This is a genomic window from Paraburkholderia nodosa (assembly GCF_001718195.1).
GTDB classification, from domain to species: Bacteria; Pseudomonadota; Gammaproteobacteria; order Burkholderiales; family Burkholderiaceae; genus Paraburkholderia; species Paraburkholderia nodosa_A.
Genome location: NZ_MCNV01000058.1, coordinates 1 through 12,998 on the forward strand (window position 1 = coordinate 1; position 12,998 = coordinate 12,998).

8 protein-coding genes and 5 pseudogenes are annotated in these 12,998 nt (G+C 56.3%); 6 read left to right on the forward strand and 7 right to left on the reverse strand.

Going from position 1 to position 12,998, the window contains the following annotated elements:
- Positions 1–74 precede the first annotated feature (74 nt).
- Positions 75–666, forward strand: a pseudogene (locus tag BFD71_RS40105) (IS5 family transposase); the annotation flags it as partial.
- A gap of 17 nt (positions 667–683) precedes the next feature.
- On the opposite strand, the pseudogene BFD71_RS40115 reads toward BFD71_RS40105, so the two are convergent.
- Positions 684–934 (reverse strand): annotated as a pseudogene (locus BFD71_RS40115) (transposase); the annotation flags it as partial.
- Positions 935–1,710: 776 nt separating this feature from the next.
- Between BFD71_RS40115 and BFD71_RS38390 the strand changes: the two are divergent.
- Both BFD71_RS38390 and BFD71_RS40120 read left to right on the forward strand, forming a co-directional pair.
- Positions 1,711–2,891 (forward strand): IS3 family transposase gene (locus BFD71_RS38390; protein WP_370684358.1). Its coding sequence is split into 2 segments (ribosomal slippage): positions 1,711–1,963 and positions 1,963–2,891, totalling 1,182 coding nucleotides; the frame shifts between segments, so codons are not numbered across the junction.
- Between the two features lie 131 nt (positions 2,892–3,022).
- The gene (locus BFD71_RS40120; RefSeq protein WP_083245741.1) at positions 3,023–4,471 is read left to right on the forward strand and encodes an FAD/NAD(P)-binding protein; all 1,449 of its coding nucleotides are present in this window, start codon (positions 3,023–3,025) and stop codon (positions 4,469–4,471) included.
- A gap of 124 nt (positions 4,472–4,595) precedes the next feature.
- Here the strand turns inward: BFD71_RS40120 and BFD71_RS40125 are convergent.
- Both BFD71_RS40125 and BFD71_RS43040 read right to left on the reverse strand, forming a co-directional pair.
- Positions 4,596–4,778, reverse strand: a pseudogene (locus BFD71_RS40125) (transposase domain-containing protein); the annotation flags it as partial.
- A 500-nt stretch (positions 4,779–5,278) separates the two neighbouring features.
- A pseudogene (locus BFD71_RS43040) lies at positions 5,279–5,650 on the reverse strand (DUF4158 domain-containing protein); the annotation flags it as partial.
- Positions 5,651–5,786: 136 nt separating this feature from the next.
- On the opposite strand from BFD71_RS43040, the gene BFD71_RS41200 reads away from it, so the two are divergent.
- Positions 5,787–6,065, forward strand: a complete 279-nt coding sequence (locus BFD71_RS41200; RefSeq protein ID WP_141710967.1) for a hypothetical protein — start codon at positions 5,787–5,789, stop codon at positions 6,063–6,065.
- Between the two features lie 884 nt (positions 6,066–6,949).
- Here the strand turns inward: BFD71_RS41200 and BFD71_RS42660 are convergent.
- Complete coding sequence (locus BFD71_RS42660) at positions 6,950–7,222, reverse strand: hypothetical protein (RefSeq protein WP_256095114.1); 273 nt, start codon at positions 7,220–7,222, stop codon at positions 6,950–6,952.
- Here BFD71_RS42660 and BFD71_RS43045 point away from each other — a divergent pair.
- Positions 7,128–7,463, forward strand: a complete 336-nt coding sequence (locus BFD71_RS43045) for a DUF3757 domain-containing protein (RefSeq protein WP_368619640.1) — start codon at positions 7,128–7,130, stop codon at positions 7,461–7,463. The two genes, BFD71_RS42660 and BFD71_RS43045, sit on opposite strands and share 95 nt — an antisense overlap.
- A 119-nt stretch (positions 7,464–7,582) precedes the next feature.
- Here the strand turns inward: BFD71_RS43045 and BFD71_RS38400 are convergent, their stop codons facing one another.
- Both BFD71_RS38400 and BFD71_RS38405 read right to left on the reverse strand, forming a co-directional pair.
- Entirely contained in the window at positions 7,583–7,987 is a 405-nt protein-coding gene (locus BFD71_RS38400; RefSeq protein WP_069269385.1) for a hypothetical protein, read from the reverse strand.
- 11 nt (positions 7,988–7,998) lie between these two features.
- Positions 7,999–8,394: an efflux RND transporter permease subunit gene (locus BFD71_RS38405; protein ID WP_141710968.1), complete on the reverse strand. Its 396-nt coding sequence runs from the start codon at positions 8,392–8,394 to the stop codon at positions 7,999–8,001.
- Between the two features lie 1,011 nt (positions 8,395–9,405).
- On the opposite strand from BFD71_RS38405, the gene BFD71_RS38410 reads away from it, so the two are divergent.
- Positions 9,406–11,721, forward strand: a complete 2,316-nt coding sequence (locus BFD71_RS38410; protein WP_069269387.1) for a S9 family peptidase — start codon at positions 9,406–9,408, stop codon at positions 11,719–11,721.
- A 391-nt stretch (positions 11,722–12,112) separates the two neighbouring features.
- Here the strand turns inward: BFD71_RS38410 and BFD71_RS38415 are convergent.
- A pseudogene (locus BFD71_RS38415) lies at positions 12,113–12,700 on the reverse strand (tyrosine-type recombinase/integrase); the annotation flags it as partial.
- Positions 12,701–12,998: the final 298 nt, after the last annotated feature.

Here is a 12,998-nt window from a genome sequence, read left to right on the forward strand (position 1 = left end):
AGCAAGATCTGCGAACAGGCAAGGATGGTGACGTGGCCCCGGTGGACAAGTGGTCCTATGGCGTGTTCACGCTAATGTCGTTTGATCGTCCACTCTGGCGATGGAAATCACCGAAGCCCAATTATCAACGGATCGAGCATTGTCTGCCACGACAGCGTGGCAACAGTCAGTCTGACGAACCTGCAAGTGCAATGCGATCTTTATGTCGCCGAGCACGGCTGCAAGTGGCGTGGACTGCCGAAGCGCTTCGGTAGATGGCATACGATTTACACGCGGATGAACCGCTGGTCCAGAAGTGGCGTGCTGCGTCGCGTGTTCACGGAATTGCAGCGTGCACAGATCATTCGCATCAGGATCGACGCGGTTTCGCTGGATAGCACTATGGTAAAGGTTCATCCTGACGGCACCGGTGCGTTAAAAAACGGACCTCAAGCAATCGTAAAGTCCCGAGGCTGAGGGACTACCAAGATTTATATGGTTGCCGCGGATGCTCGAACAGCCATAACGTTCGCGTTGTCTGCCGGCCACGCAGGCGACGCGCCGCAGGGACGCGAATTGCTAAAGAGCCTCGGGCCGGCCAATTGACCGCTGCACCTGTTGATGGATAAAGCGTACGAAGGCGGCGAAAGCAGGCAACTGGCACTCGATTTGGGCTTCATCCCCGTTTGCGTGTGCATCTAAGCGGGCATCACCCATTCGCGTACCCGCTGCAAGACCGCAGGATCAGACCAGTCTAAAGTGGTGGAGTGACTGGTGCGTCGCACTCGCGTGAAGTGGGTCAATGTGCGCGGCCATCGGCTCGACGCTATTGCGCGACAGCGGCAACGCCAAGCCCGAACAGCAACCCTTGAGGCCGGCATGACGATCGGCGTGCCCCTAATGCCTGCCCCAGATAATTCAGATACGTGTCAAATTCATCGATATCTTCTCCCATCGCGAATTCCGGAGTGTGTATTACCAAGTATCTCGTTGACGCAAAGGGATTTTATGACCCAGTAAGATTAGCGAAATGAGACGAGTTTCTGGCCTGCGGGCCGGCTAATCAGAAAGCGAAGGACGGATTTTTGAGATCTGGTGCAAATTTCAATTCGAGCGAGAAACGGCGTATTCGCCGCCACCTCATCGAGTTGACAGGACTGCCTTCCAAATAGCGGGAGCACTGATATCTTTGAGGCGCAGGTTCGTGAGATCGAATTCGGCGGCGGTCCGCGCCGGCCACGGCTCGGATGCGGCAAGATAAATTGCTCGAACTTCTCAACGGTCAATATCGTGCGAATCGCCTGTCGGCAATGGTTAGCAGCCGTTCTCGTATCCCCAAAGCCTTGCCTTTAACCCGTCTACCCTCGCCAACCCCGCGAACCTTTCCTGACGGGGCACGCAGACAAATTCCGCCCCTTCGGAAAAACCCGCAATCAGCTGCAACTTTCGATGTTGCTGTTCTTGTCGCAATTGGATTTCCCCACTGGATTTGGCGAGCCATCGCCATACATGTCGTTCGCGAACTCATTTGCGATGCGAATCAGTGTTATCCAAACAATCGATTTTGTAGCTGAGGTGAGATGCCTCATAGTCGCTTACTACGACTCGCGGCACAGCTGCCGACTATCCGCACCGGAAAGGGAAACTTTCCTGACGTGCCCCGATGCATGAGCTTGCCCCTGAAAAACGTATCCCTTGCTGAGGTTTAAACTGCAGCAAGGAGAAACGAAGATGAGCCAATTGAAGCGTGCGCGGTACACCCTGGAATTCAAGCTGGAGGCGGTGCGGCTGGTGAAGGCCGGCCAGAGCCTGGCAGCGGTGTCGGCGATTCTGGGGGTGTCGAGCCAGACGATCTCGAACTGGGTGCAGGCGGACCGAAAAGGAACGCTGGTCGGCCCGGGTACGAAGCCGGTAACCGAGGAGCAGATGGAACTGGCTCGACTGCGTGCGGAGAATGCGCGACTGAAGATGGAGCGCGACATTCTAAAAAAGGCGGCAGCGTACTTTGCGAAAGAATCGACGTGAAGTACGCCTTTATCGAACGGGAGCACAAGCGCTGGCCGGCGTCGCTGCTGTGCGAGTTGCTGGAGGTCAGCCCGAGCGGGTATCACCAGCGGCGTCAGCGGGCTGCAGCGGGCCGGGAGAGGCACAGCCCGGTACGAATCAGCGACGATGCCTTGCTGGCCAACATCCGCGCGATCCATGCGCAGGTCAAGGGTGAGTACGGCTGGCCGCGCATGACGAAAGAACTGGTTGCACGTGGTGTGCGCGTGGGTAAGGAGCGGGTTCGCAATCTGATGGCGCGGCACGGCATTCGTGCTCGGCACAAGCGCAAGTTCATCGCGACGACGAATTCGAACCATAACCTGCCGGTCGCGCCGAACTTGCTGAAGCGTAACTTCACGACGAGTGCGCCGAATCAGGTCTGGACGAGCGACATCACGTACTGCGCGACTGCAGAAGGCTGGGTTTATCTGGCGGTCATCATCGACCTGTTCAGCAGGCAGGTGGTGGGCTGGTCGATGCAGCCTCACATGAAGGCCGAGCTGGTCACTGACGCGCTGCGCATGGCATGGTTCAGACGGCGTCCGCCGCCGGGCCTGATCATGCACAGCGACCGGGGCAGCCAGTATTACAGCGGGCTGTTTCAGGACACGCTGAAAGCATATGGCATGCGTTCGTCGATGAGCCGCCGTGGCGATTGCTGGGACAACGCGCCGACCGAAAGCTTGTGGGGTTCGCTGAAAGTCGGTCGCCTGCATGGTCGGCACTTCGCCACACGGCGCGCGGTGATGGACGAAATCGTTGATTGGCTGGGTTTCTACAATGCCCATCGGCTACACTCGACGCTCGATTACGTCAGCCCTATGACGTTCGAGAAGAACTGGCTCGCTGCCCAGCGAGCCGCCTGAATTCCCTCGGCTATGGGATACGTCAAACAGGGGTAAGGTCAGCAAGCGACGCTATCGGCACGAATATTCATGTGAACGTCAAAATAAATTTTCTGCGCGAGCGGATACGAACAACCATTGGAACCGTGGCAATGACTGTATCGATCGTGATAGTGGGTGCCGGCTTTTGCGGGACGATGACCGCCACATGGCTACTATCGGATCAAACCGCAAAGCCCCTGTCGATCGCACTGGTCGATGCCAGCTATAGCGTTTCGCGCGGCATTGCTTATCGGTCGGACGAGGAAGGTTGGCTCCTGAACGCCCCCGCACGGGCCCTCAGTGTTGAGCGGGACAACGGGAACGGCTTTGTCGATTATTGCCGACTGCGGGGCCGGCCTGCGGAACCCGATGATTTCCTGCCACGCGCATGGTACGGTGACTATCTTGCACATCGGCTAAAACAGGCAGTAGGAAAGTCGGGGAAGCATCAGTTTTCTCAACACGACGGATACGCCGTTGCGCTGGCGCCCGAAGAGGATGGCCGAACGAAGGTTTACTTGCACACGGGTGTGGAGATTTCTGCCGATCACGTCGTCCTTGCGACGGGCCACAGCTATGGCCGCCCCTCCATCACTGTAGCAGCGACCGGTGGCGCTTCACTCGATCAACGTTTCCTCGCGAATCCCTGGGACGCAGTTAAACTGCGGGCCGTGCCGGATGACAGCCAGTTCTTCATGTACGGGTCTGGTCTGACGGCACTCGACGTTGTTTACGCGCTGCATCGGCGCAGCGAAAAGTTGTGCTTCACTCTTATGTCCCGCCGTGGTTTGTTGCCCCAACACCACTGCCGGTCACTGCCGAAACTTCAGCCACAAGCGCGGCGGGCGCTTCTCGATCAACTGACTGCTGGCCCTAGGCATTGCCTCACCGCCGTACGCAAAGTCATTGCTGAACATCGCGCGAGAGGCGGTGACTGGCGCGAGGTGATCGATAGCCTGCGTCCTGCGGTACCGCAGATCTGGTCAAACTGGTCTGAGGCCGACCGGCGCGCTTTCGTGCGTCATATTGCGCCTTACTGGGAAACACATCGTCACCGACAGCCACCTTCCACGGCAGCGCTCGTCGCGTCACTCAGGATGAGTGGCCGCCTCTCGCTTATGAGTGGGCGAATCGAGACAATCAGCGCACATGGCGACGGGCTGCTGCTGGCTATTCGCCCGCGCGCAGCAACGGGCTCGCGCGTTGTACGCGCATCGTATTTCGTCAATTGCACGGGTGCCGGGATGGCTCCCGCTCATTCAGCTGCGGCGTCAGATACAGTACCGCATGCAGATCGCCTACATCGGCCTATAGCACACGGGTGCGATTCTCTTTTTGATCAGTTACGGCGCGACGGGATTGCAAAATTTGACTGGGCGGGGTTGTGTGTTGATGAGTCTTACCGCGTAGTCCGAGTCAATGGCTGCACGAATCCGTCACTCTTTTATATTGGCCCCGCGCTTAGAAGACGCTTTTGGGAGGCGACGGCGGTGCCCGAATTGCTAATGCATATCGAGCGGATGACGGAGATCATGAGGCGGCAGTTTTCTGCACGTTAGACGCGAGCGCGTGGCCTGACAGGGTCATGGATGCAAGCGCACGCTCTGGTTCTGGCTCCAATATCGACGCCTGCCTTGTGATGTAAGCAACCGGTGAAGTCACCTTGCCCGGCGCGCGCGGAATCTATAGAGCGCTGGCGGAAGGTTCCCATCGGTGAGGCAGCAAGTCGTCGATGTCAGTCGCGAGATATGTGGGCAGGCGCGCGAGCACATCCTTCAAATAGGCGAGCGGATCGTGCCTGTTCAGTTGTCCCGAACGGATCAGGCTCATGATGGCAGAGGCCCGTTCCCCGGCGCGAAGTGAGCCCCGCAAACAACGAGTTTTTTCTGGCGGGGCCTAGGTGTCGATGGCGGTCAGTGTCCGCCCTTTTCAGGCGACGTCGTATATCGACGTCGCGACAAAGGGCGAACAATCCAGATACTGCAAGCGCTAAGTGCGCTGTGAGCGGTATGACGACGATGCAGGTCGCGGCGTAGGGGCGCGTAGGGCGATTGGAGACACGCCCCGCGTCGCGTCGTGACAGCGGCATGGAAGAAAGGCGGTATGCGGTCCATTAAACTTGCGGTAACCCATGATTTTTTGAGAGTTCAAAGCCGAGTTGTATATCGATGAGTCTTCGCAAACCTCTCCAGATCGCGGTGTTTCCGGGCGGCGGGGCACTGGCTCGATCCATATCCGCCAAGCTGGGCAAGTTTGAGGAGATATCGTGTAAGAGGCGTAGCGTTCGAAGCTTCGCGTAGCTTCAAAGTGCCCGCGCACGATATCCTGCTCACAAGCTTTCGGATTTGAAAGAAATCGGTAAGCCGCCTTCGTATTGCACCTTTGGTATCGGAGTTGTAATAGGGCTGGATGCAGAGAAATTCCCGGATTGCCGCATAGTGACGAAACAAGACGGGCGACCTTGCCCTGTTGTAGCCGAATGCGGCCTCGGCGCCTATGTTCGCGCTCGCCCGGATGTGCTCGATGACAGCGGGGGGAATGGCGTCAACGAAGGGAAAGTAGTGCATCTGCTGAAAGGCCTTCAGCAAAACCAGCAGGCCCAGTCTCGAGGACTGGCCACGCGCGTTGCGGCGCACCCACTCGAGCTCTTCGACGTCCGGCGAATAGAACGCTTGCAATTCCTCCGGTGAAAAAACCTTGGGAAACCTCGGATACGCGGTACTTTCGATGGTCGCCATGCCGAATTCCGGATCTCGAATGGGCTGGCCCGTGTAGCGCAAAAAATCCGGCAAAGCCGTCACACCTGTGCCAGTCTTGAGCAACCAGTTGGCCGCGATAATTTTCGGATTCAGAACGCAGCGAAGGGGCAGAAACATGGGCAAAGCCAGCCAGCAGAAAAAATCGTCGCGTGCCCGCAAACTGGGCGTTGGCGACCTGGATGCATTGCGACGGGGAGCGGTTCAGTCAGGGAACCCGACGCTATCGTTCTCGATCGGAATGAACTGCCGCCGGAGCAGAAAATCTCCTGGCGCTCTCGCGCAAATGCTTCAGGATGAGGTATCCGATCATCCAACACTGGAGGAATATCAGAGCGCGCTAACGGCGATTGCGGCGGCGTGGAATACCAGCCTCCCGCCCGAGAGAGCGTGCTGAAGCGCTACGCGATCAGATCGGATTTGATAAAAGTGTTCCACCCGAAATACGGCGCGAGATCATACAGGGCATCGAGCGCCTGGTTGGGAAAATCTAACCCGCTTTCCCGTGACCTCCGTCGTATCGTTTCGTGGAAGGCAAGGCTCGAAGGTGACGTACTCCGGGTCGTTGCCGCAGCGTCCGACGGTCCCCGGCACGACACTCTTAAGTGATGTCATACGGGGTTTGGCGCGAACGATGTCCGCGTAAGAAATCGCACATTCAGACCAGTCGGCCAAGGACTCGGCCGTCCCGCGCTGGCTGACCACGTTGACCTATCTGCATCTCGACGACGCAAGCGGACGCGATAGCTCAGGGAAGCATCCGCAGCCCGATTTCCTTACTCCACCAAGGCATAAAGATCCGCCACCTCATAACTTCTACACTTATGATCGCTATTCGGCTGAATCGTGGTCAGGGGCCTTCACGATATGCGGAAGGCCATTGCGAGTGGCCGCATTCGCGCCGAACGCCATTGAGGGCATGCGCCGGGTTATCTTCGTCATTTTTTCTCGAATCCTTTGCCCGCAATATCGTCGGCTCAAACTCCTACCGCCGTTCGCCAATCCGGTATTATGCGCTTGCTCGCTATCTCTCTGCGGTGCTTCGAGGATAGCCGAGGGGTGGAAACTACAGGGCTTTGGCATTCCATGCCTTAACGCCTCGAAAACATGGATTTGCCATACCCATCAACGACATTGACTCTCGCATAAATTTTATTTGTTATGGTTAGCGCTATTACGGTATAAACTATGTGCTCGATTTCAGGCGATCACGCAATCGAAGTTCTAAAAAGGCGGAATTAGACATCATCTAAACTGCAATGGCTTGCATTTTAATTTTCGTTAAATGCATTGCCAGATGCTCAGATAATTTAGCCCACTGCCATTGCAAAATTGAGGAATAAAGCCGAAGATGAGAAATCTCTTTCTTGTTACCCTTGCGCTCAGCGCATCGTATTGCGCTGCTGCTGAAACATACGAAAGCTGCCCGACGCCCGCCGTCATCAAAATTGCGCGGAACGTGTACACTGCAACAACCAGCGATAACGAGGGGGAATGGACGGGTTTTGCGAGAGGACCGGACGACGGCAATATCAAGGAATTCACCTCAGCCACGTTTGATCCACCGCAGCTTGATAATGACGGTGTTGTGCAATCGGCGTCAGTCCAGTGCTCCTACGAACTTGCCAAAGGCGGACATGTGAATCTACGGTACATGCCTAGGTCTCCGCTACCAAGTCTAAGGGTAGATCAAGGCTTATGGCGCCGGAAATCTGGCCTTCGCGACCTTGACTACTATGAATGCACTCAGCCGACCGCGTTGCGTTGTAGGTTCGTTGTCGTTCGACGGTCCTGAACAAGCTGAGCGTCCGGCAGCGGCGGCTTCCCGGTGGGAGCCGTCTTGGTGCAATTTCAAGGACATTGACCTGTCGCCTCGCGAATCCTAGCGAGATTCAGACGAGGTCAACGGTACGTTTAGCGGAGAAGAATCTGCTCCGGCATCCGCTGCAAGAACAGGTCAATGTGAAGCACCAACTGGTGGATCTGGCTGGAACCGACCTTCTGCTTGGTTTTCGCGTCCCAAAGGCCTCTGGTTGCACGGCAGCATCCGGACAGCAGCGCAACCAGCAGCAGCGTCAGACACGACACGGACCATTCCCGCACGAAGGTATCCGCGCATTGCGCGAATCGCGCCACCGCCGCTGCGCCCCGCTGGAGTTCGCGCAGGATCACGCCCACATCTCCTACCGGTGCGCGAGGCACTTTCCTCCTCCATCGATCCCAGCCGATGGCAAGCGCCGCGCCAGCCAGGACAGGCCACAGCGCCCCGGGCGCGAGCGCGTCGAGCAGCGTGCCAACCGGGATGTGCAGATACAGCACTCATAGCCCGATCAGCGAGGCCAGCACCATGGCGAACCACGTGAGCGGTGCGGGGACGCGGGCATGGGCATCCGTCGATCAGCCCCTTCGTGCCGATCAACGCCAGAATGCCCAGAATCGCGACGATACCGAGCGGCCGGTTGAACACCAGCAGCGCTGAGCACCACGCCGATCAGGCCCAGCGGCATCACCGCAACCTCCATGGCCAGACGCCGGAAGCACACCAGCAGCACCATCATGCTCGTGAACATCAGCACGATCATGACCGGCACCACCGCAAAGACCGACGTCCGGGAGATCGCGCTTTCCTCGAATAGGCCGCTGGTTTCGACCCGGTAGCCGCCCGGCAGCTTCGCCTTGAACGCGTCGATCTTCGGTGCCACCGTCGCGACGACTTCGTCGGACACGCCGACCAACATAATTTATATGAACGCCCCCGATGCGCCAGTTTTTCTTGTGTGTTAATTCGACACGTTTCGCAACGAGAACCCGATCGACATCGCGGCCAGCCTCATTCGCTGCGGGCCCCGATGAAATCCGCTGACTCGTCCCTCATTTGTCGCACGAGCTCAACGCTCGAATTATGCTTCAAGTTCAGCGAGTCACGGTCCGACCAGTCTTGTCATCACGCTCGATTGCCAACGCAACCTTTCGACGTCATTCGTCCAAGCTTTACTCTGTTGCTCGATCTATCAAGCTGACTTCGCTAGAAGTCAGAGGCCCCGTAGCTTGGATAGCAGGGTGGGGGGAAACCAAGCCTCTGAAGCCTATCGACAGGCATTTCCTAGGGGAATGCGCGAGTCATCGGGCCGTAACAAAAGTGAACGTAGATGTGGCCTCGAAAATGAAAAGCTCCGAGGGCCGAGCCCGCAACCGTGAGGGTGAAGGCAGCATGGGTAGCGGAATTCTGACCGATACGGCTATTCCACTTCGGCGGGGTGGAAGCGACGGCACGAAGACAAGGACATGCTGAGCAACTGGAGAAGCCCTCCTCGCCCCGGCGCGAAATCGCCGGAGCAAGGTAGGTTCTATAACCGGCGAACCCGGGAAGTGGACCGAAGGCGAGAGGGTGGCGGATGGGCCCGTAGTAGCCGTGAAACCGGGTAACGCTGGTGGAGCGAAGGGGCCCTGCTGTTTGTAACTTCCTCGACAACATGGGAGGCAAGGACGAGATGACAAAGGCCAGTGTCGAACAAATGCGACTCCGTTCCACGTGCCGCCAGTTTGCTTTGTATTTCACTGATTATCGAAGGTCTTCACCTCACTACAGTCAGTTAATCTCACCGGTCGCTGGAACCTCGCTTGCGCTCAGCGGACACTGATCATACCCACTCGCATTCACTGATGGCATAAAAATTGCCTCAAGGTAAGCCGACGACGTAACCGATACACCTATACATAGTCAAGGCCAAACATCCATGCAAAAAATTGTCACCATCTTTCTGCTTCTAATTTCCTACTGCACGTTGCTATCGGCTGCTGACAACCAAGGGGAACGGAACCATACCCCCCCCTTTCCTCTTACCCCCTCAGACTTTCAGCGGGCTCTCACAGTTCGTTATCAATACTCGGATAAAATTGTCAATTTCGTCGATACCCCCCCTTTCTGGCTTTCGCCCGAGACCCTTGCCTACCGACGGACGACACATGGTGAGCGCCAGTTCATTAAACTCAATATCAAAACTGGGAAGAAGCAACCAGCTTTCGATCATGGCCGCCTTGCCGAAGCATTAAATAAGGCGGCCTCCTCGAATTTCCGAGGCAATTCGCTGCCCTTTGACCGCTTCGAAATCGGACAAGACGGCAACCAGTTGCTGTTCTCCATTGGTTCCGTTCAGTGGAGTTGTGATCTTTCAAGCTACATCTGCACTAGGATCTCTCAGGGCGAAATCTTGCCATTTCATAACGACTTCACGCCAACGGCTGCAAGCGATAGTCGAATCACAATCGATTCACCGGACGGCAAGTGGAAAGCATATATCAAAAACTCCAACGTCTTTCTAATGAGTAAGGACGGATCCGTAAATGTACCGTTAAGTTGGGACGGGACAGAAGCGAACAATTACGTCTTCTCATCCCTAAAGTGGTCCCCTGACTCCAATCACCTCGCAGGTTACCGTGTCGCCCTCGGCCAACCGCGTCAAATCGTGCTTGTCAATTCCTCAGCAACAAACCATCAAGCCAGGTATGAGCCAATAGAGTATGCCAAAGCGGGAGATATTCTTCCGCGACCGCAACCGGTACTATTCGACATAGTCAACAAGCGCATGATCAATATCGACAATGCTTTGTTCCCGAATCCTTTTGACCTTTCCAAAATTAATTGGCGGAAGGATGGGGAAGGCTTTACATTTGAGTACAACCAACGCGGCCATCAGCTCTACCGAGTAATCGAGGTGGAGGCCGCCACCGGCCGTACGCGCTCTTTGATCGATGAGGTCAGCTCCACGTTCGTCGATTATACAGATTTAATAAATAACCAAATAGATTCCGGAAAATACTTTCGCTACAATGTTAATGATGGAGAGGAAATTATCTGGGCATCCGAACGCGATGGATTTGAACATCTGTACCTCTTTAATGGCCGTACCGGTGTTTTAAAAAACCAAATCACCAAAGGTGACTGGATTGTCCGCGCGGTGGACCACATCGATCCAGTCAGAAGGGAAATTTGGTTTGAAGCAAGCGGAATGAATGTCGGCGAGGACCCTTATTTCGTTCATGCCTACCGAATTGGCTTCGACGGAAAGGGGCTGACATCACTTACGCCAGAACCGGCCAATCATCACATCGAGTTTTCTCCTGACGGTAGCTTCTACGTCGACCTCTGGTCGCGTATCGACCTTCCCCCACGCATGGCGCTTTTCCGGTCTAGCGACAACGCTAAACTGATGCAGATCGAGAGCACCGACATCTCCCAACTCGAATCTAATGGATGGAGAGCACCAATCAATTTTGTTGCCAAAGGGCGCGATGGTAAGACCGATATTTGGGGAATCATTCATCTACCAAATAGATTCGATCCACATCTGAAGTATCCTGTGGTGGAGGATATATATGCCGGCCCGCAAGGCTCTCGCGTCCCAAAGTCATTCACAACCACAACAGAGCCCCTTACTCAGTTGGGTTTTATCGTTGTGCAAATCGACGGAATGGGCACTAACAACCGTTCACGCCTTTTTCATGACGTCGCGTGGAAGAATCTGAAAGATGCAGGCCTTCCCGATCGCATTCTGTGGCATAAGGCGGCTGCCTCTCTATATCCCTGGTACGACATCTCGAATTTAGGAATCTTCGGTACATCAGCTGGCGGCCAGAACGCCATTGATGCACTGCTATTCCATTCTGACTTCTATAAGGTTGCGGTAGCCAACAGTGGTTGCTATGACAACCGTATGGACAAGATATGGTGGAACGAACAGTGGATGGGCTGGCCCGTCGGCATTGAATACTCACAGTCCTCTGCCATCGACAATGCCGACAATCTACACGGCAAACTTATGCTTGTTGTGGGCGAAATGGACCACAATGTCGATCCGGCCTCCACCTTTGCGCTCGCCGACAGTCTCATTAAGGCGGGAAAGGAATTCGAAATGGTCTATGTGCCTGGTGCTGATCATGGAGCCCCCGGTATCTTCACCGAGCGCAAGCTCATGGATTTCTTCGTTCGCAATGTTTTCGGGCAAGATCCGCCTAATTGGAATGCCATATCGACGCGTTTTCCGTCGAGTTGATGACCCTTTATACTGATCGCCGTGGCATTGAGTTCGTAGGATTTTTGTATGGTCACATTCAATCGCTTACGTTGGGCTTAGGACTGCTATTGCTTGCCTTCGTTGAACGCAAGCCCGCAAGATTCGTGTGGGAGACCGGCGCAGTGTCATCGCCGGTCGCTGAGCGTCGCCGTCGTTCAGGCGCCACGCCGAAAGCAGTGGGGTCAATGCCTTTGCGCGTTGGCGATCGTACTCGCTCTGGCGCTTGAAAAATTTCTCGCCTCAGCGGTCTTGGACCTGAGGATTGAAAGTGGCACGGCCATTGGGATGCCAACGAGATCATTCGCTTGTAGGGGTTATAAGCTGGAACCGCCGATTTTTTCGAAATTCTTCGAATTCAATAGGTTAGCGGCTATTTTCGAGCGGCAAAGGCCTGATCCATATCCCTCGCACGCTGGATTTCGTCGCCGTGCAGGTACATCGATGTCGTCGCGATCGATGCATGGCGCAGGTTGTCGCGCACGCTGGTCAGTTTGGCCCCGCTAGCGAGCGCGTGGCTCGCGTGACTGTGGCGCATCCAGTGCGGACTCGCGCGGCGCAATTTTTCGGCAGCTACCGGATGATCGGCCTCGATCACGTCGGCTGCCTGTGCGAAGAAGCGGCGCATGACGCGCCCCAGACGCGAACCCGCGATACCCGCGTCGCCGTCTTCGCCCAGACTCGCGACCAGTGATGTCTTCGGGTTCCAGCGTTGTGGCGTGACAGGCAGGCGTCGCTGTGCAAGGTACTGATCGAGCGCAGTACGCGCGAGCGGCGGCAGTGCCACCTTGCCGGGCTTGCTGCCCTTGCCGACCAGATGCAGTCAGTGATCACCTTGCCCGTCCACGCGGATGCTGCCGAGCTCGGCGCCGACCAGTTCGCTCGCGCGCAGACCCGTCGCGTAGCCGAAGTCAAGCAGGAAGCGCAGCCGCTGCGCCGCTGGCTCCGACCAGCCATAGGACGTAAGCGGTAATTTCAGCACACCGAATAAAGAATCGTTTGCGACAGACGAGCAAGCGCAGCCGTACCGCGATGGTCGGGGTCAACCGGCGATATCCGCGTCGAGGTGATGAGCCTGCGCGTGAGCCAGCATGCCGACGCGCATTCAGTTCGTCAGCCGGTCTCTTCCTTTTCCTTTTGTTGCCGGGCGTAATTGAACGGCAGAAGGTCGGTTACATCTGCGTCCGGCACACGCTGCGGCGTTGCCGCAACCGGTGTAGTGCCAGCACGGCCTGCTGGGCCTCTGTCTTCACGGCGAC

Excerpts from the sequence above, each read along its gene's own strand:
- BFD71_RS40120 (WP_083245741.1), top strand. The coding sequence starts at position 3,023 with ATGACTGTATCGATCGTGATAGTGGGTGCCGGCTTTTGCGGGACGATG.
- BFD71_RS41200 (WP_141710967.1), top strand. The coding sequence starts at position 5,787 with ATGGGCAAAGCCAGCCAGCAGAAAAAATCGTCGCGTGCCCGCAAACTG.
- BFD71_RS38410 (WP_069269387.1), top strand. The coding sequence starts at position 9,406 with ATGCAAAAAATTGTCACCATCTTTCTGCTTCTAATTTCCTACTGCACG.